Below are 21,601 nucleotides of genomic sequence, written 5' to 3'. Positions count from 1 at the left end.
GGACGGCGCGGCACGGGAGAGTTCTAATTCGAGATGTTCCAGGCAGATCAGGCATGATGGACCATAGACAATCAACTCGTCCAGCGAAATCCAATGGACGCCCGCGGGGAAGGTGTAACCACTGTGGCACTGGAGTTCGACGTAACAATCGAAATCCCTAAGGGACATCGGAACAAGTACGAGGTAGACCACAAGACCGGCCGGATTCGGCTCGACCGGATGCTCTTCACCGCTACGCGCTACCCGGACGACTACGGATTCATTGAGGGCACGCTGGGCGAGGATGGTGACCCGCTGGACGCGCTGGTGCTCCTCGAGGAGCCCACCTTCCCCGGCTGCCTGATCCGCTGCCGCGCACTCGGCATGTTCCGCATGCGAGACGAAGCGGGCGGCGATGACAAGGTGCTCTGCGTTCCCACCGCCGATCAGCGCGCGGCCTGGCGGCAGGACATCGATGACGTGTCCGACTTCCACCGCCTCGAGGTCCAACACTTCTTCGAGGTCTACAAGGATCTGGAGCCCGGCAAGTCAGTCGAGGGCGCCCACTGGGTGGACCGCGCCGCCGCCGAGATCGAGATCCAGAACTCGTTCCAGCGCGCTATCGATGCGGGCTATCACATCGGCGAGCACTGAGGCGGAAGTTGTCCCGCACCTGGGCGTACAGTGTTGACGCGCTCAGGCACCTGGTTGCGTTGCTCTCGGGGTTCGTTGTCGTTTCCGTGGGGCTTTCGGGCGTCCAGGTATTTGCGATTCGCTCGGTGGATGAACTCGTTGGCCCCGCTGTCCCGCCCCAACCGCGCCCGATTCGCCAATGGCGACTAAGCCCGTCCGGCGTACGGCATCAGGCGCGAGTCGTAACGCACTGACGTGATGCGCACGGTGAGTCCGGGGCGAGGTGCCTCGATCATCTGGCCGTCTCCGATGAACATCGCGACATGCGTGATCGACATCGGATCGTCCTGATCGTCACCCCAGAACAGCAGATCGCCGGGTCGCATGGAAGAAAGCTGAATCTTCTTCACATGCAGATACTGCGAACGCGACGTGCGGGTGATGCTCACGCCGGCCTCGCTCCACGCAGTCATGGTCAAGCCCGAGCAGTCGTACGAATCCGGTCCTGTTGCACCCCAGCCGTACGGCTTACCTAGTCGCAGTTTGGCCGCCGCCACGGCAGATCGACCCTGCGCGGCCGTCGCGACGGCAGTGCCCTGCCCCAGCAGTCCGCCGGAGCTCCCACCATCGGAGCCGGATCCCCCGGAACTTCCGCCGCTACTGCCGCCCGAGCCGGATCCCCCGGAACTCCCGCCGCTACCCGAGCCGCCTGCGGAACCGCCGCTCGAACCGCCGCCCGAATTGCCGGAACCGGTGCCAGCGTTGGACGAGCCCGAATTGCCGGAACCAGTCGAACTCGACCCGCCGCCGTCGTCCTTCGGCTTGGGCTTGCGGTTCTTCTTGGTCGAGGACTTGGAATCGTCGTCCGCGTTGTCGGATCCGCTGTCCGTCTGCGCGTTGTCACGGGCCTCCCGTTCGGCGGCGGCCTGTCGCGCCGCCTCCTCGCGGGCCTTTTGCCGCTTCTCCTCGAGTCTGGTCTGCCGCGCCTGCTCCGCCGCTACGGTCGAGGATCGGAGCTCGGCAAGTCGGGTGACTGCCGCCTCCCGTTCGGCCTTGGCATCTTTCTGAAGTTTTTGCGCCTTCTCCTGCTGGCGCTTCGCCTTGCTCAGCGCCGATTTCGACTCCTCGCGAACCTCAGCGAGCTCGTTCTGAGCCTTCTGCGCTGCCTGCGCCAGGGTGTCAGCCACGACTGTGTTGGCCTGTAGGTGCTGAACGGCGCGCTGCGCTCGGTCCTGGACGAGGTCCTGCGCAGCGGCCTCGGCTACCGCCTCGTCGAACTCGTCGGCCGCGAAGAAGGCCTGTATCGACGAGGTCGTACCGCCGAGACGGGAGCGTTCGCGCACGATCTGGACGAGTACCTTGCGGGACTCCTCCTTGTTCGCCAGGGCGGACTCGTAGCGCTCCTGCGCCTGAGCCGTGGCGCTCTCCGCGTTCTTAAGGTCCTCGGTGGCCTGCGCGTAGTCCTCCGCAGCGGCTTCCACCACGGCCCATGCGTCGTCTACCTGCGACTGCAGTTTCGCGATGCGGTCATCGAGTGACTTGACCTCCACGGCGGCTGAATTCGACTGGGCGCGCAGTTGGTCGAGTTGATCGTCCTCTGGCGTGGCGACTGCCGCGGGGAGGGCGGACGAGGAGCCAAGCGCGAGCGCGAGCACGAAGACTCCGAGGCGACGGCGGTGGCGCGCGAAGAAGCGCGGCGGGCGACGCGGTGTGCGGTCAGGCATCTCGGCTCCATTTTCGACAGCGCGGTGGACATCCCGGATGCGCAGCCGTTCCAGCCACTGCCTCAAACGGGCAATGACGTGCAGGCGCGCCCGTCAGGACGTGCGCATTCGACTTCTGAGCCTATCCCTCTTTCGTCACTTTGGAAATATTTGGCCACTTCAATCACACCAGTCACACGGGCACCATGGCTTCCGTGTTTTTGGACGGGCGTCCCAAATCGGCGTCCGGATCGTGAGACGGTGGGGTGCGTAGGTGCCGACTTCACGGATACAGTCATCGAACTAACTACGCGCCGGTCCACACGGCGGACAAACCTCGATGGAGCATCCACATGAGTGAAGCAGATTGGTCATTTGAGACCCGCCAGATCCACGCCGGACAGGTGCCAGATCCAGCGACCGGCGCCAGGGCGCTGCCGATCTACCAGACGACCTCGTTCGTCTTTCCCACGGCTGACGTCGCCGCGGACCGATTCGCGCTGAAGGATCTCGGCCCCATCTACACCCGCATCGGCAACCCGACCCAGGAGATCGTGGAGAACCGCCTCGCGAACCTCGAGGGTGGCGTGGGTGCCCTGCTGGTCAGCTCCGGCCAGGCGGCGCAGCAGTACGCGTTCCTCAACGTGGCAGAGGCGGGCGACCACATCGTCGCAAGTTCGAGCCTCTACGGGGGAACGTACAACCAGCTCAACTACACCCTGCCCAAGTTCGGCATCGAGGTAACGTTCGTTGAGAACCCGCACGACCCGCAGCAGTGGCGCGACGCGATCCGCCCGAACACGAAACTGCTGTTCGGCGAGACCATTCCTAACCCGCGCTCAGACGTGCTGGACATCGAGACGGTCGCCGGCATCGCGCACGAGGCGGGCGTCCCGCTCATCGTCGACAACACCGTCGGCACGCCCTACCTGCTCAACCCGATCAAGCACGGCGCCGACATCGTCATCCACTCCACCACCAAGTGGATCGGCGGCCACGGTACTGCCATCGGCGGCGTCATCATCGACTCCGGCAACTTCGACTTCGGCAAGGACCCGGAGAAGTTCCCCGGCTTCAATACCCCGGACGAGAGCTACAACGGACTGGTCTTCGCCCGCGACCTTGGCGTGAACGGCATCCTCGGCGCGAACCTCGCGTACATCCTGAAGGCCCGCGTCCAACTGCTGCGGGACCTCGGCGCCGCCATCTCGCCGTTCAACGCATTCCTGCTCGCACAGGGGCTTGAGACGCTGTCGTTGCGCGTTGAGCGTCACGTCGAGAACGCCCGCACGGTCGCCGAATGGCTCGAGGCGCGCGCCGATGTCGTCAAGGTGAACTACGCCTCGCTGCCATCGAGCCCCTGGCACGCGAACGCGCAGAAGTACGCGCCGCGCGGCTCCGGGGCGGTCGTCTCGTTCGAACTCGCCGGTGGAGCGCCCGCCGGTCAGGCGTTCGTCTCCGCGCTCAAGCTGCACTCGAACGTGGCAAACATCGGCGACGTCCGCTCGCTTGTCATCCACCCGGCCTCGACCACCCACAGCCAGCTCAACGAGCAGGAGCAGGCGCTGTCCGGAGTGACGCCGGGACTGGTGCGCCTGTCGGTGGGAATCGAGAACATCAAGGACATCCTCGCGGACCTCGAACTCGGTTTCGCTGCGGCCGCGGCCGTGAACTAGTTCTAGTCTGAGCGGCGGCGGCGATCCCACGTGGTGGTCGCCGCCGCCGTTGCGCACCCGCCCCGCGTAGAGTTGTTGCGAGAGTCGTTCGATCGCCCCGGCGCGATTGCCGCATAGATTGGTTTGAGCTTGACGCCATCCTCGAGGCCGGATCCGGCAAAGCCCAGCGGGCGGCGCGTTCGCGCCACGCACGCGCGCGTGCTTCCGGCGACGGGGGCCTGGCTGGAGGGCGACCCGATCGGTCACCGTAGCTTCGCCGAACTTGGCCCCCTTGCCCTCGAATCCGGCCTGTCATTGCCGAGCGTCAGTGTTGCCTACGAGACATGGGGCCAGTTGAATCGCGACGGTAGCAACGCCGTGCTCCTGCTGCACGCGCTGACCGGGGACTCTCACGCCACGGGTGACGCCGGGGAGGGCCACGTCACGGCCGGATGGTGGGACCAGATGGTCGGTCCCGGCCGGCCGATAGACACGGACAAGTACTACGTGGTCGCACCCAATGTCCTCGGCGGCTGCCAGGGAACGACCGGGCCGGCTAGCCTAGACCTGGCCGGGCGCCGCTGGGGTAGCCGCTTCCCCCGGATCACCGTCCGCGACCAGGTGGCGGCGGAGATCGCGCTGTCTCACGCCCTCGGAATCTCCCGCTGGCATTTCGTGGTCGGCGGGTCTATGGGCGGACTGCGAGCGCTGGAGTGGGCACTGCTCGGCCCGGCAGAGGGCATCAGCGTGGACGCGATCGGCGCGATTGCCTGCTCCGCCCAGTTCACCGGCGACCAGATCGCCTGGAGCCACCCGCAACTCGCGGCGATCCGCGCCGATGTGAACTTCCACGGCGGCGACTACTACGATCAGCCGCCCGGCAAGGGCCCGCACGTGGGCCTCGGGATCGCTCGGCAGATCGCACACATCACGTACCGCAGCGCGCTGGAACTCGACGAGCGCTTCGCGCGGTTGCCGCAGGGCGCCGAAGAGCCGCTGCACGGCGGACGGTTCGCCGTGCAGTCCTATCTGGACCACCACGCGCACAAGCTCGCCGCCCGCTTCGATGCCAACAGCTACATCAGCCTCACCGAGTCGATGCTGTCTCACGATCTCGGTCGCGAGCGCGGCGGCGTGCGCTCGGCGTTGCGTTCTATCGCGGCGCGGGCACTCATCGTCGGCGTCGATTCCGACCGGCTATTCCCAGTGATCCATTCGGAGCGCATGGCCGCGGAAATCCCGAACGCGGACCCGGTCCACATCATCCACTCCGACTTCGGACATGACGGCTTCCTCATCGACTTCGATCAGCTTGAGCCAGCCGTGCGACACTTCCTCGCGTCGCTCGACGCCGCGGCGAACATCACGTAGCCTCGCACAATGACTGCCGTTACCAGCTACGCCGATGTCGCTGCAGCCCTCGCCTCCCAATGGCGGCGCCTCGATAACTGGCTGAGCGAATCGGACGAGGACCTGCTCGGGATCGCTGATCAGGCCAGTTCACTGCCCGGCTGGACCAATCGGGATCTGGTGATTCATCTCGCGCGCGCGTGGAGCGCGCTCAGCGTGAGCGAGCCCAGCCCGATCGGCACGATCCCGCTTACCCTCGCCGAATACCTGGGTAGCTATCCATCACGCGCGGATGAGATCGACGAACTCACGCGCGAACTTTCCGCGCTTCGCCACGATGATCCTCTTCGCGCGGTCAAGGACGAGGCCTCCGTCGCCCTATCCAAGCTGAAGGAGTTCGAGGAGGTCGCGCGAGGATACGGCCTCGCCGATCCCGGCGATCTGGTCATCCAGGCCCGCCGCGGCCCCATCCTGCTGCGTGACATGGTCATCTCGCGACTCGTCGAACTGGTGGTCCACGCGATCGACCTGTCCAAGTCTTTCGCCGGCATACTGGATTCGCGCGGCGAAGCCAACCCGATCCTGCCGTCGGCAGCGCAGATCGTGGCGGAAGAGTTGCTCCACATCGTCCTAACCCGGGGCGGCTGGTCACTGGTAGTGAGCGATCCGCTTCGCTGGATTGCGCTCGCCTCCGGCCGTTCGCCCTACGACGTGGACGAACTGGCTCGGGCGCTGGAGCCCACGTTCACCTCGGATGCAGTCCCCGATCTCGGCCGGATGCTCCCCTTGCTCTGAAACGCGCACGCTCCGGGGGGTCCATTGCCTCCGCGCTGTCAGCGGCCGAAGACTTCCCGCCAAGCCTCGGCGAGCGTTGGCCCGTATTCGCCGATGCGCCACAGGTTCCAGCCGTCGGCGACGCTCAGACTCCCGGAGATAGCACGCGCCGCGCGCGTGGGGTCGGCGTACTCGATGCCGGTTGGCAGGGTGATCATCCCCTCGGGATGGAGGACAGCCTCGTATCTTTCACCCGTTCCCTGTCGCACCCAGACTATTGGCACTGCCGATTCCAACTCATCGCAGAGCACAGTCAGGTCGCGCTCGGCGTTGCGGTTCACGACGGACGCGGTGAGTTCCTCGGTGCTTTTCCCGGTCACCGCGGCTTCGAGTGCAACAGTGCGGACCGCGAGCGCGCGGGCGGGCGGGCGGGAAGTGCCCTCAACGGGTTTCGGCAGGACGGTTCTAGGAAGCCGTCGCTTGGCGTCGATGATCGGAATCTCGGTCGTGATCGCGAGCGGTTCGGTTCGTCCGAACGGCTGCCCGCGCCGAGCTGGCGCGGACACCGTCGCGTGATGCCCGTGCGGGTCCTGGGCGCTAGTGTCCGTCCCAGACGCCCCTGCTCGTTCGTGGATCGAGGTTTCGATGTCGGCTGGTACGGGCCGATCCTGGAGCTCGTCGAAGTCGGGGATGGGCACCGATCCGGTCTGGGGCGCCGGATCGCTCGCCGTCGCGCGCTCGTGATCCGGAGAATCTCCGGCGACTGCGGTGACGTCTGCCTCCGGGGCGTCGACCGCCCTCTCATGTGCCGGCGCGGCGAGTGGTTGATCTGCCGACGCGGCTGCGGGCTCAGGCTGCGGTTGGATCGGTTGCGGCGCGGATGGTGGTGCGTCGCTTCTTGCGGCCGGCTGCAGCGCGGCCGGAGGTTGTGACACTGCGGGTTGCGCGACCGGCGCCTGAGGCTCAGCGGGCTGCGCCACCGGCGCCTGGGGCGTGGACGGCTGCGGAGCCGTTCCGCGTACCTTGGCGATGACCCGGCCGACGACCTGAGCCGTCAGCGGGAAGATCTCGATTCCGCCGCCTCCGCCGCTCAAGAAGCGGAGCGCTTCGCTGGCATCGTCGGTCGCGCCGCCGCAGACGACGACGAGCCGGGGCTGCGTGGCCAATTGCCCCACGGTCGCCTGCAGGTCCGGGCGCGCGCGAAAGAACGACGCCAGTGCGCTATCGAAGGCGGCGCCCCCACCCGGGTACGACTTCGCCATGGCGGATCGGGAACGAAATCCCAGCCGTCCGGCAGCCTGAATCGCGCTCATGAGGGCGGGCAGATCCAGGTGGTGCACGACGGTGACGACCACCTGGCGCCCACGTCCGTCGAGGGCGACAAGCACGCTTCGGTTCGAATCGGCTGCCATACCCGATGGCGTGACCATTGCGAGAGGCAGGAGGGGTTCGTCCAGCAGAATTGATGCATGTTGCTGGATGAGCGCGGTGACGCGCTCTTCGAATTCGCGAGCTGCGCCCTGGGATGCGGCGCTAGCGCCTGGCGCTTCGTCGCCACCAGCCGCACGGTCGTGGCCCGGAGTTCCCGGTTGCGAGGGCACGGCCTGCCAGGCTTTCTCGGGACCGACACTGACCATAAGTGCACTCTAGGGCGAGCGGGCGATTTGCGAAACTCGAATCGCGCCGATTCAGGCAATTCACATCCACTGCTCGCCTTGGCCAGGTAGAAGGCCGTTGCTCCCGCTGAACTGGCTGGTTCGCACTTGCCTACGGAGACGGCGGATGCGGGGCCTTCTCGTCGCAGACGCGGCGAAGACCCTTGCGGTCGTCAGGATCGAGCGCCGCCAGCATGGCATCCGTGATCGCACCGAGCGAGCGGAGTTGATCGGCGGTGAGCCGATCGATCACGATGTCGCGCACGCTCGCGACGTGGGTTGGAGCCGATTCCACGACGCGTTCCCAGCCCGCATCCGTCAAGGTGGCGAGCGTGACGCGCCGGTCGAATTCGCTCGTGGATCGGACGACCAGCCCACGGTCTTCGAGGCGCCGGATCACATGCGAGAGCCTCGGAAGCGTGGCGCTCGTGCGGGCGGCAAGGACGGTCAACGGCATGGTGCGGTCGGTGGCCTCGGACAACTGGGCGAGCACGATGTACTCGAAGTGGGTGAGATTGTGCTCACGCTGCAGCGGCTGATCGAGCGCTGCGGGAAGCAACTCCGCGATCACCTCGAGTTTGACCCAGGTGTGCAATTCTTCCGGCGACAACCAGCGAACCTCGTCCATAACCACCCATTGTAATTGGTTGTAGAAACAACTTAATAGGCGGCGGGCTAGACCGCTATAACCGGTCCGCGATCAGTTCCGCCAGCGTCTTGCCCTCGACCCCCGCCAAGCCGGATGCCTGCGTGCGGCACGAGAAGCCGTCGGCGAGATAGACATCCCCCTCGCCCGCCGCCCGCAGGGCTGGCAACAGCTCGTTCTGAGCCACCTGGACCGAAACCTCGTAGTGCCCCTTCTCCATCCCGAAGTTGCCCGCCAGGCCGCAGCAGCCCGCCAACATCGTGAGTTCGGCCCCGGCATCGCGCAGTAGTTTCTCGTCCGGGCCGAATCCCATGACTGAGTGGTGGTGGCAGTGCGGCTGCACCACGGCCGTGACGTCCGACAGGTCGGGCATCTGCCACTGCTCCCCCGGCCCAAGCGGCGCCTCGGAGGTCAGCAACTCCGCCAGCGTCATCGTCTGCGCTGCGACCGCCACCGCGCGCGGGTCGTCCGGATGCAGCTCGAGCAGGTCGGATCGCAGCACGGCCGTGCAGGACGGCTCGACGCCGATGATGGGGATGCCCGCCACGGCGAACGGGCCGAGCACCTGTAGCAGTTGCGCCTGCTTCTTGCGCGCACCATTCAACTGACCCGTGGAGATCCACGTCAGGCCGCAGCATGCCTCACCGCCCGGGACGATTACGTCGTACCCGGCCGCGTCCAGGACCCGCAGCGCAGCCTGGGCGACGTGCGGCGTCATAGAGTCGGAGAACGAGTCCGCCCACAGCACGACTCGGGTTCGCTGTCCGGCCGCGGAGGAGCGCGGGGAGCCGCCCGCGTCGCGGGCGACGGGGATCTCGTCCTGACTGCGCACCCAGCGACGGAACGGCTGCGTCGCGAACTTCGCCATCTTGCGGCGGCTGTCCATGCCGCCCGCGCTCAGGACGAGCTTTCCAATCGGCCTGATCCCCAAGGCCGCATTGGCGACCGCGGCGACCGGCCCCATGCTCGATACCAGCCGTGCCCAGCGAGGCAGCCAGCCAAGGATGTAGTGGTTGATGGGGCGGATCTTGCGCTCGTACTTGCGGTGCAGCGCCTCCGCCTTGTATGCCGCCATGTCGACGCCCGCCGGGCAGTCGGACGAGCAGGCCTTGCAGCTGAGGCAGAGGTCGAGTGCCTCCGTAACCTCGGGCGCTGACCAGCCACCCGTGATCACCGAGCCGTTGATCATCTCCTGCAGCACGCGAGCGCGACCGCGCGTGACGTCCTTCTCGTCCTTCGTCGCCTGATACGACGGGCACATGAAACCGCCGGCCGCGCTGTTGTCGGCCCGGCACTTGCCCACGCCGGTGCAGCGGTGAACGGCCTTGGTGAAGTCGCCCTGATCGTGGCGGAACGCGAAGCCCGTGGTGGGCTTGACCGGCTTGGCATGCGGCCTGCGCAGGTGGGCGTCGAGGGGATCCGGGCGCACGATCACGCCCGGGTTCATGACGTCCCTGGGATCGAACAGCGCCTTGAACTGCTCGAAGAGGCGGATCGCCTCGTCCGAATACATCTTGGGCAGCAGCTCCGAACGGGCACGGCCGTCACCGTGCTCGCCGGAGAGCGAGCCGCCGTACTGCGCAACCAGGACTGCCGCATCGGTCAGGAAGCGGCGGAAGATGTCCGCGTTGTCCTCAAGCGGCAGGTTGATGCGCACGTGAATGCAGCCGTCGCCGAAGTGGCCGTAGGGCACGCCATCGAGGCCGTATCGTTCCAGCAGCGAATCGAAATCACGCAGGTACTTGCCCAGGTTCTCGGGCCTGACCGCGGCATCCTCCCAACCGGGCCATCCCTGATCGCCCGAGGGCGTCCTGCCTGCGAGGCCAGCCCCGTCCGCGCGGATGCGCCACATGCGGCTCGCCTCGGGGCCAGCAGGAAGAATCATGGCATCGTCAGCATTGGCCGCCGCAGCGATCGCGCGAGCGGCGTCCATGGCCTCGTCCGCGGTGGCACCACCCACCTCGACCATGAGCCAGCCGTTACCGGCTGGAAGATCGGGTACCGAATCGGGACCCTTGGCGCGCTTGATGATGTCGATCAGGCGGGCGTCCATACCCTCGATGGCGAGCGGCTTGCGCGCGAGCAGGAGCGGGACGTCATCGGCGGCGAGCGGCATCGTCTCGTAGCCGAGGACCACGAGCGTCGGCGCGCTGGGGATGGGGACGAGCCGCACGCGCGCCTGCAGGATCGTGGCGACCGTGCCCTCGGTGCCAGTCAGTGCCCTGGCCAGGTCGGAGCCGTTCTCGGGGAGCAGGTGCTCGAGCGAGTAGCCGGAGACCTGCCGGCCGAACTGCCCGAACTCGGTGCGGATCAGGGCCAGGTTGGCGGAGATGAACTCCTCAAGGCCGGGGACCTCCTCGTAGCCCTGCTTGTCCCTACCTGCGGTGTAGCGGCGCCCCAGCCCGTCGATGACGTCGAGCGACACCACGTTGTCGGATGTGCGGCCGTACGCCACGGCGTGCGGGCCGCATGCGTTATTGCCGATCATGCCACCGAGTGTGGCGCGGTTCTGGGTCGAAGGATCAGGACCGAACCGCAGTCCGTGCGGCGCGGCCGCAGCCTGCAAGTCGGACATGACCACGCCCGGCTCGATGAGCGCTGTCCGCGACTCCGGATCGATCTCGAGGATCCGGTTCAGGTGGCGTGAGAAGTCGATGACCATCCCTGGCCCGATCGAGTTGCCGGCGATCGAGGTGCCGCCGCCGCGCGTGGTGATCGCCATCCCAGCCTCACGGGCGATCCGCAATGCGGCCAGCACGTCGTCCTGCGTCCGCGGGATGACGACGATCTGCGGTGGCACCCGATAGTTCGACGCATCGGTCGCGTACTCGGCACGGCGCAGGTTAGAGGTAGAGACCTCGCCGGTCACCGCAGACTGCAAGGCGGCAACGATGCCGTCAATGTCCGCGTTCTTGGGTGCTTCGATTGCCACTGTCACCCCGCCATTGTCCCATCCACGACGGGCAGACCAGGGACAAAAGGCCAGGCGCCTGCCGATCGCGCCGCGAATTTCCAGGACGCCGCCCCGCAGCGCGCGACTCAATACACCCCAGAGCCCGGCTACCGCAGCGCCTGCGGGCATTCGATTCGTTTGCGAGGAATCCAACGGCAGCATGCGAACACAGCGGCAGCATGCGAACACAACGGCAGCATGCGCCGCAGCAGGCGGGGCGTCCGGTGACTCCGGGGCGCCCGTTACCTGCGGCACAGGCGCGGCAAGTGCGGTGAAGCCGGCGCTCGACCCGCAATATCGGGTGGGGTGGCGCCACCATTCGTGGTGCCACCCCACCCGACAGGCCGAGCGCGGCGAACTACTGCCCAGGCTGGTACGGGGGCGGATCCGTGGGCTGGAACGGTGCCTGCGGGCCGGGGTTGTGACCCGGCTGGTACGGCGCCTGCTGGCCAGTCGGTCCTTGCACCGGCCCAGGAGGCTGGCTTGACGGCGGTTGGCCTGGTTGTCCCGGCACGTGGTGACCGGGGGCCCCGACAGGGCCGCCGGAGGCCTCGTCCAAAACAGACGTGATGGCATCGTTCGGTGTCGGCCAAAGTTCCTCTACGGGAACGCGAGCAGTGGCGTCCGAATCGTTCCGCCCGGAGATCGAGGACGAGCTCAGCCCGCGACGGGTGTTGACCTTCACATCCGTGCCCTGGACATTCTTCGCATCGGCCGAGGTCTGCTCCTCGAACTTGAAGCGCGCGTTGGCGTTGCGGTAGTACTTCCACACGAAGAAGAAGAAGCAGAATCCCGCGATGAAGGCGAAAGCGACAACGAACCCCGCGCCGTCCCCCTCAGAGGAGGAATCGGCGAGATAGGTCACTTGGGCCAGTTGCTGAATAATCACAGGAAGAACACCCATCCTCCGGCGAGAATGCCGATCGTGGTCAGTGCCGAGCAGAGCGTGAGCCGCAGTTTGTTGATGGGCACCGAGCCCATCGTCTGACCGGTGCGGCCGTTGACCGCGATGTAGTGCAGGAACTCGCCGCTACCCCGCTTCTCGTAATACGAGTACAGCCAGATCGGCGCGTACATGGACAGGTAGCGCACGCCCTGCACGCCCACCTGTCCGCCCGTCCACTTCACGCCGCGGCCGTACTGGCCCAGCGTGCGGCGCATCAACGTGGTGCCGAGGCCGAACAGCATCCGGCTCACGGTGCCCGAGACGTCATCGACGTTCAGGTCGCGCTTCTCCGAGGTGAAACCGCCAAGGTAGTTCGCGTTGTAGCGGACCGCCTTCTTGGTGTCGAAGGGCAGTACCGCGTTGACGATGTTGGTCGTCTCCGCACTTGTGTGCGCTCCGGCTCGCCGCGCTGAGGACTCGACGGTGAGATCGTCCACGATGAGGTCGAACTGGCGCTCGACCTGATAGACGTCGGCGTCGTAACGCGTCTCCTGGCGGTCCTTGCCCACGGAGACCGTGTAGCGGCGGATCTCGATCTCGCCCTCACCGCGCATCTTGACCGCGGCCCGGACGTCAGCGACGAGGTATGGCATGAACACGCCAACCACGTTCGCGGGCTCGAATTCGCGGCGGAATCCCTTGTGCGCGAAGAACACTCTCTTCTTGGCGAACGCCTGGATCTTATCGACGGCCTGCTCGTGCGTGAGCGCGAACGGCAGCACCGCGTCTGGGACAGATCCGTTTGCGACGCGCTCGTTCAGGGACAGCACGCTACGGCACCAGTGGCAGCGGGCCTGCAGGTTGGTGGCCGAGTTGATGACGACCTCGGCACCGCAGCCCTGGCACTTGAGTGTCACGACATCGGACGAGGCCTCGTCTATCCGATCCGCACCTCGGGTCACCTGCACGCCCTGCAGCGAGGCTATATCCGTGTCATAACCGAGCGACTGCTCGGCGTTCGCCTCGGTCCACTGCGCGCGGCAGTAGCGGCAGATCAGGACGCCCTTGGTGCTCGAATACGCGATGTCGGTCGAGCCGCAGGTGGGGCACTTGTCGTGACCGCCCACCTGCTGGGTCGATGACGACGACGTCACAGGCCGAGGACCTTTGCCTTAGCCGCGTCGAAGTCCGCCTGAGTGATCAGCCCGGCATCGAGCATCGACTTCAACTGGGTGAGTTTAGCGACTGGATCCTCGGCCGCCGACGCGGCGGGGGCAGGGGCAGGCGGTGCCTGCTCCGCGGGCGGTGCGTACTGCTGCTGCGGTGCCGGCGCCGGGTTCGCGAACGGCCCGGCGGTCGGCTGTGGCTGCTGCTGCATGGCGCCGGCCATGCCTCCCGCCGCACCAGCCCCCATGCCGAACATGGCGAGGCCTGCGCCGCCGCCGGTTTCGCCAGCGGCCTGCACACCACGCGCCACCGACTGTTGGAGGAACGTGTTCCCGCGCTGGCCCGACAGAGCATCCGCCTTCTTCACGTCCGAGAGCAGCGCGCGGGTGTCCTCGTCGTACTCGATCGCCTGAATGGCGACCGACACGATCTCGAGGCCGCGCTCGGTGCGCCACTTGTAGCCGTCCTCGACCGCCTGGCCGAGCGACTGGGCAAAGCCCAGTGCGTCCGACTGGATGCGGGAGATGCGGTTCCCCTTCGAGGGGTCGTTGGTGTAGAGCGAAAAGGCGGGCGAAAGCGCGCTGACGATCTCGTTGAACAGCTGCGCCGCGGCATCGTTGTCGATGTCCGTGAAGTCGAACACCGGGCCGCCGGCGGTGATGTAGGTGGCGGGAACGAAGCGTGAGATGAACAGGATCGGGTCGGTGATCTTGAGCGTGTATGTTCCGCGGACCAGGGCGCCGACCTGCGCGTTCAGGTAGGCGTCATCCCAGTAGATCTCCGACTGCGTGCCGAACCGGTTGTTCGGGATCTCCTTGAGGTTGACGTAGAGGGCGATCTGCTGCGCCCCCGGCTGCCCGCCGAACTTGAAGCGTTCCCACGACGTCTTGATCAGTGGCGAGATGAAGCCATCGCCAGCGAAGATCGACTGCGAGTTCTGTTCGTCCGTCGTGAAGGTGTAGCCACCCGGCTCGGAGATGAAGCCACTGATCCGGCCTTCGGTAAAGGTGAGGAGGCCATAGCCCTCGGGGACCACGATCCGCGAACCGTTCGTGATGATGTTGCTCGAACCCTTGGTGTTCGAGCCGCGGCCGTTGTTTTGGCCTTGCGCAACGGCGGGGAAGATCGCTGCGGTGGGCGCGAGGCCAGCAGGCGGGGTAAGAAAGTCGAGCCACTGGTCGGCCAGCGTGCCGCCAATCGCGCCAGCAAAAGCCTTGATGAATCCCATCGGTATCTCCCTCGATTGTCTGCCAGGGGCGCCGCGGCCTCGGCGGCAGCGGAACGTCGAGTCCTAGGTTACTTGCGACGCGTGCCGCGGGCCATAGTTTGCAGGCATATCCGAGGGTTTATTGGGGAATCGGCCATTTGCCCGTCCGCGCGGGCTCGTGGATTGAGGACGAGCGCTCGGCCGCTCTGGGCCGGCTCAAGGACGCGGGCGGCCGTCGCACTGTGTGGCATTGAGGACGAGGGCTCCGCCGCTTCACCCCCCTGCCGCCACCCGCGTTGACGACTTTGTGGATTGGCCCATCGTTGAGTACAGTAGAGCGCGGTCTAGCGCAGTGCGCCTGGACCAAGCCGCCTTAGCTCAGTCGGTAGAGCGATTCACTCGTAATGAATAGGTCACCAGTTCGATTCTGGTAGGCGGCTCCGGCAAGAACGTGCCCGTGCGCGTCGAACATGACTACAGGGGTGCAGGACGCCCTAGCGCCGGCACCCCTGTGCAACTGGCGGCGTTTCTCGCGCCGCATGCGGAGCGGACTGCGTCAATCCTTGCCCGTGACCTTGTTAAAAGCCTCGGCAGCCTTGTCCTTGACATCTTCGACCGCGTCCTTGGCCTTCGCCTTGAGTTGATCGTTCCTGCCCTCGGCCTCGAGTTGCTCGTTCCCGCTGGCCTCGCCCGCAGCTTCCTTGGTCTTTCCCTTGAACTCTTCAGCCGAATTGCTCAACTTGTCGCCAAGTCCCATCTCAACCACCTCCGGTGTGTTTCGATTCCTACGAACCTCTCCACCGTCGGAGAACTATCGACCGGCCGCACCTTATGGGCGGTCAAGCGGCAGCTAAGCCAAGCCGGTGTACTTCCCCTGGGTACGTGCCTTGAGATCAGCCGGGCGCACCATGAAGTCCTCGAAGTCGAGCACCGTGCCGTCGTACTGTTCGCGCAGTACCGTCGCAGCGCGCGCGACGAGTTGCGATGCGCGACGTCGAGCAATGAGATGCAGCGCGGAAGGCGACGGATTGTCGAGTTCCTCCGGCGCGGGCGGAATCCATGACACCTCGTAGACATGCGGGCCGAATTCGCGCCAGTCAACCGTGGACAAGGCGGGCGGCAGTTCGCGCGACGCGCGGTACCGCCGGATCACGATCGTGCCGTCGTATTCGAGTTGCATGTACAGCGCTTCGCTGCCGTCACGGTCCTGGAAGGGCTGGATCTGCGGTAGAACCGGACGCAGGGCCGTAGCGACGACCTCGTTCGGCTGCGGATCCGGCGAGTAGAGGCGCAGATCAACGAGCGATTCCGGGTCGGGACGCAAGACGTTCCCCGAAGACTGGATCACGGCGCCCCAGCAATGCCTGGCAACCGCCATCGCCCATTCCCGCAGTGCGGCGACGGTGGCCTCGTCCGCATCGGGCAGGACGTAGATGTCGTGCTCGACCGGCAAGAGCCCGGCCCCCTGAGCGTCGCGCGCACCGATGCGGAAGGGGCCGTTGATGATCAACCCCTCAGTCAGGGCGAATTGCGGATCGACCGTCTCCACGGCAATGGCTGCACCTCGGAAGCGGGCGCCGCCCGAGCCGCGAGTGGGCGCACTGGCCGCTGCCGCTTGCTCGGGAGTGACGACCCAGTGCGGCTTCTCGAACCGTGCTGCTGCCAGCGCCACGATATTGCGGTGTGCTGGAATCGCGAGGCTGTCGTGCTGGACAGCCAGGGGCGTGAGCGTCGCAAGTAATTCGGAAGGAAATGGTGCCATAAGTGGACGCTACCCGCACCGTGATGCCGAAATGTTTCGTAACGGTGACCCGCGATGTTACATCAGCATGTTGCGCCTGTGGCGGGTATCACATTTTCGATCAGATATGCGTCCACCGTAGTCGCCACACACGCATTGGAACGCCCGTAGGCACCGTGTTCCTGACCATCGAAGGTGAGGAGCACTGCGTTGTCGAGCAATGAGGTCAGGCTCTGCGACCATTCGTACGGGGTCGTCGGGTCGCCCGTGGTGCCGATAACGAGGATGGTGGCAGATCCCGTAGCGGACAGATCGTACGACTGTGCCGTGGCACTCGTCGGCCAGCCGTCACACAGGACCAGCGAATCGATGCGCATCCGGCCCATCGACGGGGCGGTATCGATCATCTGGTCCATCAGCCTGGAAAGCGCGGGCTGCGTGGTCGTGATCCGCGGCCCCATACAGGAGATCGCCTGATACGCCTGTCCTCGGCGGCTCGTGTACGCGCCGTCCTCGGCCCGGGCGTTGAAAGTGTCGGCGCTCGTCAGTAACTGAGTGCCGTCATTGTCGGCCAGTGCCGCGGTCAGTGCGCTGGTGAGTATGGGCCAACGCGACTCAGCGTACAGCGAATACTCGATACCGGCCGCGGCGAGCGTCGACGTCAATGTGCGGTTGGAATCCGATGTCGTCATCGGGGTATCGCGCAGCCCTTCGACGAGCGTCGCGATCTGCGCCTTGGCCTCGTCCGCATTGCCCACCAGCGGACACTCCGGCCGGTCAAGGCAGTAGTTGACGTACGTAGTAAGCGCCCGCTCGAATCCGCGTGCCTGGTCCACGGCCGTCTGCTCGGCGCTCAAGGTGGGGTCGATGCCGCCGTCGAGCACCATCGCGCCGACGTTGGCGGGAAAGAGCCCGGCGTATGTGCTTCCGATCAGGCTGCCGTACGAGTAGCCCAGGTAGTTGATCTGCTCATCGCCCAGCACGGCGCGGAGCATGTCCATGTCCCGCGCGACCGAGACGACATCGAGATACCTCAGCCAGTCGCCAGCGGCCCGCTCGCAGGCGGCTCCAAGGGCGGCTACCTGCGCTATCCGCGCGTTCACGCCCTCCAGTCCGGGGGCGTATGCCAGCGAGAGGAAATCGTCCCACTGCGTGTCGTCGTAGCATTCCAGCGGGCGGGACAGACCCGTCCCGCGCGGATCAAAGCCAACGAGGTCGAAGGCGTCGAGCACGCTCTCGCTGATGATCCCTCGCGCGTAGCCCAGAAATTTCGTACCGGACTGCCCCGGGCCACCCGGATTGATCAGGAGCGAACCGCGCGCCTGACCGCGCGCCGGGAGCCTGCGCAATGCGATGGGAACCACATCACTCTTGGGGTCCGACCAGTCCATCGGCACGTCGACCGTCGCGCACTCCACGTCCCCGTCGCACGGCAGCCAGGTTACGGCCTGCCGGTAGTACTTGCGGAACCCGCTTGGGATCTTGGCGGCCTCGGATTGCTTCGACTCGGGACGATCCATCGCCGCGCTTGCGGAATCGCCGCCCGCCGAGATCGTGATCTGCTCCTTGTCGAAGGACGTCGTGGAGCACCCCGCCGCGAGCAGTACGGCGAGCAGCGGGCTCGCGAAGCGCCATCGATTCACCACGCTCCCAGCGTAGCGGCCGGCGTCGAGACCAGTGACGGCTAGGGCCATGACACCACGTCGTCGCCTAGCGACGCGGTTCGGCAATCGATACGAGAAGCGCCTCGATCGCCAAGAGCGGCGTGACGTTTCCGGCGATGCGCGTCCTCGCGAGTGCGACCGAGTCGAGCGCTGCCAGCGCGGCCGTGGTCCCGAGCTGCGCGGCAGCCGCCTCGATGTCGTCCTGAATCGAACTGTTGAGGGTCTCCACCTGCGCGTCGATGGCGGTCACGAGCACGTCGCGGAACAACCCCGCGATGTCGATCAGCAACTGATCCACGGTGTCGATTTCGCGCCGCCGGCGGCGGCGCTTCTGATCCTCTTCGAGGTGTCGCACCTGACTGCGGATCGCTGGCGGCAGCGTGCGCAGGTCCTGCGCGCCGAGCGCAGTAAGCAGTTCGCCGCGCTCCCGCGCCTCGGATTCCTCGCTGAGGGCCGCGGCCTCATCCTTGGCATTCTGGACGAGTTCTCCCGCGAGCCGTACCGCGCCAGCGACACCGCGCATGGTCAGCACAGCCCGCAGTGCACTGATGCGCTGGTGCGCCACTGCCGGGTCATTCGCCAACCGGCGGGCGCGCCCGACATGCGACCATGCGGCTCGTGCCGCATCGAGGGCGACCTGCGGGGATACCCCATCACGGCGCACGATGAGATCGGCCACCGCCTGCGTGTCGGGCACCTGGAGCGATACCGCCCTGCAGCGGGAACGGATCGTCACCAGGACGTCCATGGGGCTGGGCGCGCAGAGGATCCAGACCGTGCGCGGGGACGGCTCCTCGATCGCTTTGAGCAGTACGTTGGTAGTCCGCTCGATCATGCGATCGGCGTCCTCCACGATGATCACCCGCCAACGGCCGCCCACGGGTGAGCGGCCCGCGGTGGTGACGAGCTCACGCACCTCATCGATCGCGATAACCACCTTGTCGGTCCGCAGCACCTCGACGTCGGGATTCGTGCCGGCCAGCACCGACGTGCAGACTTGACATTCGCCGCACCCACCCCGAGGGCACTGCAGTGCCGCGGCGAACGCAAGCGCCGCATTGGAGCGCCCCGACCCCGGTGGCCCCGTGATGAGCCAGGCGTGGGTCATCGCCGACGGATCGGTGACAGCTCGCTTGAGAGTGGCCATGGCTCGATCCTGGCCGACCAGTTCGCCCCATACGCCAGTGCCGGTGGCAGATTGCACGCTCATTCCGCTCCTCCGAGCAACGCCTCGACGGACTCCACGATGGCTTGCCCGACTTCCGCAACGCTCCGAGTCGCGTCGATAATCACCCAGCGGCCTGGGTCCGACGCGGCCCGGAAAAGGAATGCCTCGCGCGTCCGGCGATGGAATTCCTTGCCTGCGCGCTCCAGGCGGTCCCGGCCCTCCCCCAGCCTCGCAGTGGATTCCTCGAGCGGAACGTCCAAGAGGAACGTGCGATCGGGCAACAGCCCGCCCGTGGCCCATAGCGACAAGCCCTCGATCTCCGTGGCGTCCAGCGTACGACCGCCCGCCTGATATGCGACGGACGAATCGAGGTAGCGGTCGGTGATGACCACCTTCCCGGCCGCCAGGGCGGGCTCGATGAGCTGGCTCACGTGCTGAGCTCTGTCCGCAGCATAGATAAGGGCCTCCGTCTTGGGTGCCATCTCGCCCCCGTGCAACAGCAGTTCGCGCAGTTGGACGCCGAGCCCCGTGCCGCCAGGCTCTCGCGTAGTCACGACCTCCCGGCCCGCCTCTCGGCGGAACCATTCGGCGAGCCGCGCCGCCTGCGTGGACTTGCCGACGCCGTCACCACCCTCGAACGAGATGAACAGGCCGCGATGGGCCGAGCTGGGAGGGTTCACCTGACCAGCCTACCGAGGGGTAACGACACTTGCGTAGCGGCATCCGGCTCCTGTGGATCCCTACTCCCCTGGGTAGACAACCCCGACCTGCTGGCGGGCCTCGTCCAGCGTTGCCATCACGGCAAGCGTGTCACGCCAAGAGTTGCGTCCGCTCTGAAGCTGCCCCGCGGATAGGCAACGGGCAACCTCGGCAGCCTCGTAGGCCAGACCCGCGTGCCCGGGTGGGAATCCGGTGGATATCTCCTTGGTCAGGCCATCGGGCAGGTGCAGGCGAATCGACGCGGGGCAGTAGAAGTCGCCGGGTACTTCGATCCATGCCTTGGTGCCGGCCACCACGGCTGTGGTGGCCGTCTTCGCCCACAGTGTGGTGTTGAGCGACGCCTGCCGCTTACCCGGGTAGTCGAGGACGAGCGACACGTTGCCATCGACTCCCGTTTCGGTCAACTTGCCGACGGCGGACACGCGTGCCAGGGCCCCCAGAATGTCGATCGCGTACGCAATGGGGTAGACGCCAAGATCGAGTAGCGCGCCACCGGCGAGGGCCGGATTGAGGAGGCGCCCCGCGGCATCGTGATCGAGTTTCTGTCCATGGTCGGCGAGGACTGCGACGACCTCGCCGATCTGCCCGGACGCAATGATCTCGTGGACAAGCGACGTGGCAGGGAGAAAGCGCGTCCACATGGCCTCCATCACGAAGAGACCCTTGCTTGCGGCCAACTGGAAGATGTCGAGCGCCTCACCGGTGTTGCGGGTGAATGCCTTCTCCACGAGCACGGGCTTGCCCGCCTCGAGCGCCAGCAGCGCGTGCTCGCGATGATGCGAGTGCGGGCTGGCCACGTAGACGACGTCGATGTCGTCGCTGGCCACCAGTTCCTCGTAGGAACCATAGATCCGAGGCATATGGAAATCCTGCGCGAAACTCGCCGCCTTCTCCAGACTGCGGGAGCCAACTGCGGTCACATTCGAGACGGTGTGGTGCTGGATGGCGCGCGCGAACATGCGCGCGATCCCGCCGGCGCCGAGGACGCCCCAGCGGATCGCTGGTGCCGTCGCCGGATCCGGCGGCAGTGCCGACTTGTTCGCGGCTGGGACGGTGGGCAGTGCATCTATCGCCGAGGCATACATAGGCTCATCATCCCGTACCTACAGCCCTGTTACCAGCCCCAACGGCGTACGGCCCCGCGCAGTGTGCGCGGGGCCGTACGTGGGGATGTCAGGTGAAGCCGGCGGGACCTAGAAACTGCTAAAGGTCGTGGTGTCGAATGAACTGCTGCCGGCGGCCAGAATCACGACGAAGAGGATCCACAGGATGAAAGCCGCCATGGAGATGTAGCCGATGATGACGCCCGCCAGTGCGAGGCCCTTGCCCTCCTGGCCGGTCGACTTGATCTGGTTCAGAGCGATGTGGCCGAGGATCACGCCCACGAGCGATACGCCGACGATGCTGCAGATCAGCGAGGCGATCGCCATGCCGTTCGTTCCGGCTGGCTGCGTCGCGTAGCCGGTCGCCGGGTAGGACTGGGCCTGATAATTCTGTCCCTGGTAGCCAGCCTGACTCTGGTAGCCGGGCTGCTGCGTAGTATTCGGATAGCCACTGTTCGGCTGCGTCCCATACGAGGGGGATTGATTACCTTGGCCGCCGTCGTAGCGGTAGGGGTTGTTGGGGTCAGTCACGATCCCGCTCCTCTAAGTCTCAAAGATCACGATGTGGGTACGGACAAGTTTTCCACATCACGTCAA

General features: G+C 66.2%; 18 protein-coding genes and 1 tRNA gene. 5 read left to right on the top strand and 14 right to left on the bottom strand.

All coding sequences use genetic code 11. The annotated features are described in order from the left end of the window. Positions 1 to 129 precede the first annotated feature (129 nt). Positions 130 to 633: an inorganic diphosphatase gene (locus FB461_RS00645; protein WP_142120590.1), complete on the top strand. Its 504-nt coding sequence runs from the start codon at positions 130 to 132 to the stop codon at positions 631 to 633. 185 nt (positions 634 to 818) lie between these two features. On the opposite strand, the gene FB461_RS00640 is transcribed toward FB461_RS00645, so the two are convergent. Next, complete coding sequence (locus FB461_RS00640; RefSeq protein WP_142118010.1) at positions 819 to 2,336, bottom strand: C40 family peptidase; 1,518 nt, start codon at positions 2,334 to 2,336, stop codon at positions 819 to 821. Positions 2,337 to 2,668: 332 nt separating this feature from the next. On the opposite strand from FB461_RS00640, the gene FB461_RS00635 reads away from it, so the two are divergent. The 3 genes from FB461_RS00635 (at position 2,669) to FB461_RS00625 (ending at position 6,115) form a co-directional block, all read left to right on the top strand. Beyond that, entirely contained in the window at positions 2,669 to 3,991 is a 1,323-nt protein-coding gene (locus FB461_RS00635) for a bifunctional o-acetylhomoserine/o-acetylserine sulfhydrylase (RefSeq protein WP_142118008.1), read from the top strand. 129 nt (positions 3,992 to 4,120) lie between these two features. Then, complete coding sequence (metX, locus tag FB461_RS00630; protein WP_425466865.1) at positions 4,121 to 5,341, top strand: homoserine O-acetyltransferase MetX; 1,221 nt, start codon at positions 4,121 to 4,123, stop codon at positions 5,339 to 5,341. 9 nt (positions 5,342 to 5,350) lie between these two features. Further along, positions 5,351 to 6,115 carry a maleylpyruvate isomerase N-terminal domain-containing protein gene (locus FB461_RS00625; RefSeq protein WP_142118004.1) on the top strand — a complete coding sequence of 255 codons (765 nt, stop codon included), beginning with the start codon at positions 5,351 to 5,353 and terminating at the stop codon, positions 6,113 to 6,115. 38 nt (positions 6,116 to 6,153) lie between these two features. Here FB461_RS00625 and FB461_RS00620 read toward each other — a convergent pair whose 3' ends face one another. The 6 genes from FB461_RS00620 to FB461_RS00595 all read right to left on the bottom strand — a co-directional run bounded on the left by FB461_RS00620 (position 6,154) and on the right by FB461_RS00595 (position 14,629). Continuing rightward, positions 6,154 to 7,731 (bottom strand): hypothetical protein, encoded by a 1,578-nt coding sequence (locus tag FB461_RS00620; RefSeq protein ID WP_142118002.1) that lies wholly within the window; start codon positions 7,729 to 7,731, stop codon positions 6,154 to 6,156. A gap of 130 nt (positions 7,732 to 7,861) precedes the next feature. After that, entirely contained in the window at positions 7,862 to 8,377 is a 516-nt protein-coding gene (locus FB461_RS00615) for a MarR family winged helix-turn-helix transcriptional regulator (RefSeq protein WP_142117999.1), read from the bottom strand. A 55-nt stretch (positions 8,378 to 8,432) separates the two neighbouring features. After that, positions 8,433 to 11,333 carry an FAD-binding and (Fe-S)-binding domain-containing protein gene (locus FB461_RS00610; protein WP_246045934.1) on the bottom strand — a complete coding sequence of 967 codons (2,901 nt, stop codon included), beginning with the start codon at positions 11,331 to 11,333 and terminating at the stop codon, positions 8,433 to 8,435. A gap of 373 nt (positions 11,334 to 11,706) precedes the next feature. Next, positions 11,707 to 12,237 (bottom strand): hypothetical protein, encoded by a 531-nt coding sequence (locus FB461_RS00605; protein WP_142117995.1) that lies wholly within the window; start codon positions 12,235 to 12,237, stop codon positions 11,707 to 11,709. After that, positions 12,234 to 13,388, bottom strand: a complete 1,155-nt coding sequence (locus FB461_RS00600; protein ID WP_142117993.1) for a TFIIB-type zinc ribbon-containing protein — start codon at positions 13,386 to 13,388, stop codon at positions 12,234 to 12,236. Before FB461_RS00600 ends, FB461_RS00605 begins: the two co-directional genes overlap by 4 nt. Next, positions 13,385 to 14,629 carry an SHOCT domain-containing protein gene (locus tag FB461_RS00595; RefSeq protein ID WP_142117991.1) on the bottom strand — a complete coding sequence of 415 codons (1,245 nt, stop codon included), beginning with the start codon at positions 14,627 to 14,629 and terminating at the stop codon, positions 13,385 to 13,387. Before FB461_RS00595 ends, FB461_RS00600 begins: the two co-directional genes overlap by 4 nt. Before the next feature lie 346 nt (positions 14,630 to 14,975). On the opposite strand from FB461_RS00595, the gene FB461_RS00590 reads away from it, so the two are divergent. Beyond that, positions 14,976 to 15,048: transfer RNA gene (locus FB461_RS00590), tRNA-Thr, on the top strand. Positions 15,049 to 15,164: 116 nt separating this feature from the next. Here the strand turns inward: FB461_RS00590 and FB461_RS00585 are convergent. The 7 genes from FB461_RS00585 to FB461_RS12110 all read right to left on the bottom strand — a co-directional run bounded on the left by FB461_RS00585 (position 15,165) and on the right by FB461_RS12110 (position 21,535). After that, the gene (locus FB461_RS00585) at positions 15,165 to 15,365 is read right to left on the bottom strand and encodes a CsbD family protein (protein WP_142117989.1); all 201 of its coding nucleotides are present in this window, start codon (positions 15,363 to 15,365) and stop codon (positions 15,165 to 15,167) included. A 93-nt stretch (positions 15,366 to 15,458) separates the two neighbouring features. Continuing rightward, positions 15,459 to 16,370 carry a hypothetical protein gene (locus tag FB461_RS00580; RefSeq protein ID WP_142117987.1) on the bottom strand — a complete coding sequence of 304 codons (912 nt, stop codon included), beginning with the start codon at positions 16,368 to 16,370 and terminating at the stop codon, positions 15,459 to 15,461. Positions 16,371 to 16,432: 62 nt separating this feature from the next. Then, entirely contained in the window at positions 16,433 to 17,995 is a 1,563-nt protein-coding gene (locus tag FB461_RS00575) for an alpha/beta hydrolase (RefSeq protein ID WP_170222526.1), read from the bottom strand. 64 nt (positions 17,996 to 18,059) lie between these two features. Then, the gene (locus FB461_RS00570; protein ID WP_142117983.1) at positions 18,060 to 19,223 is read right to left on the bottom strand and encodes a DNA polymerase III subunit delta'; all 1,164 of its coding nucleotides are present in this window, start codon (positions 19,221 to 19,223) and stop codon (positions 18,060 to 18,062) included. After that, on the bottom strand, positions 19,220 to 19,861 hold the full coding sequence (gene tmk / locus FB461_RS00565; RefSeq protein WP_142117981.1) for a dTMP kinase: 642 nt from the start codon (positions 19,859 to 19,861) through the stop codon (positions 19,220 to 19,222). The genes FB461_RS00570 and tmk overlap by 4 nt, the downstream gene beginning before the upstream one ends. A 60-nt stretch (positions 19,862 to 19,921) precedes the next feature. After that, positions 19,922 to 20,986, bottom strand: coding sequence for a Gfo/Idh/MocA family protein (locus tag FB461_RS00560; protein ID WP_142117979.1), 1,065 nt, complete (start codon positions 20,984 to 20,986; stop codon positions 19,922 to 19,924). A gap of 108 nt (positions 20,987 to 21,094) precedes the next feature. Continuing rightward, a complete protein-coding gene (locus tag FB461_RS12110) occupies positions 21,095 to 21,535 on the bottom strand; it encodes a DUF4190 domain-containing protein (protein ID WP_211349813.1) in 441 nt (146 codons plus the stop codon). Between the last annotated feature and the right edge of the window lie 66 nt (positions 21,536 to 21,601).

Source organism: Rarobacter faecitabidus, from assembly GCF_006716265.1.
In the GTDB taxonomy this organism is placed as follows: domain Bacteria; phylum Actinomycetota; class Actinomycetes; order Actinomycetales; family Cellulomonadaceae; genus Rarobacter; species Rarobacter faecitabidus.
Note: the sequence above shows the minus strand (reverse complement) of the source record. Positions and strands in the feature narration are given on the sequence as shown.

Excerpts from the sequence above, each read along its gene's own strand:
- FB461_RS00625 (WP_142118004.1), top strand. The coding sequence starts at position 5,351 with ATGACTGCCGTTACCAGCTACGCCGATGTCGCTGCAGCCCTCGCCTCC.
- FB461_RS00615 (WP_142117999.1), bottom strand. The coding sequence starts at position 8,377 with ATGGACGAGGTTCGCTGGTTGTCGCCGGAAGAATTGCACACCTGGGTC.
- FB461_RS00585 (WP_142117989.1), bottom strand. The coding sequence starts at position 15,365 with ATGGGACTTGGCGACAAGTTGAGCAATTCGGCTGAAGAGTTCAAGGGA.
- FB461_RS00570 (WP_142117983.1), bottom strand. The coding sequence starts at position 19,223 with ATGAGCGTGCAATCTGCCACCGGCACTGGCGTATGGGGCGAACTGGTC.
- FB461_RS00595 (WP_142117991.1), bottom strand. The coding sequence starts at position 14,629 with ATGGGATTCATCAAGGCTTTTGCTGGCGCGATTGGCGGCACGCTGGCC.
- FB461_RS00640 (WP_142118010.1), bottom strand. The coding sequence starts at position 2,336 with ATGCCTGACCGCACACCGCGTCGCCCGCCGCGCTTCTTCGCGCGCCAC.
- FB461_RS00580 (WP_142117987.1), bottom strand. The coding sequence starts at position 16,370 with ATGGCACCATTTCCTTCCGAATTACTTGCGACGCTCACGCCCCTGGCT.
- FB461_RS00620 (WP_142118002.1), bottom strand. The coding sequence starts at position 7,731 with ATGGTCAGTGTCGGTCCCGAGAAAGCCTGGCAGGCCGTGCCCTCGCAA.
- FB461_RS00560 (WP_142117979.1), bottom strand. The coding sequence starts at position 20,986 with ATGTATGCCTCGGCGATAGATGCACTGCCCACCGTCCCAGCCGCGAAC.
- FB461_RS00635 (WP_142118008.1), top strand. The coding sequence starts at position 2,669 with ATGAGTGAAGCAGATTGGTCATTTGAGACCCGCCAGATCCACGCCGGA.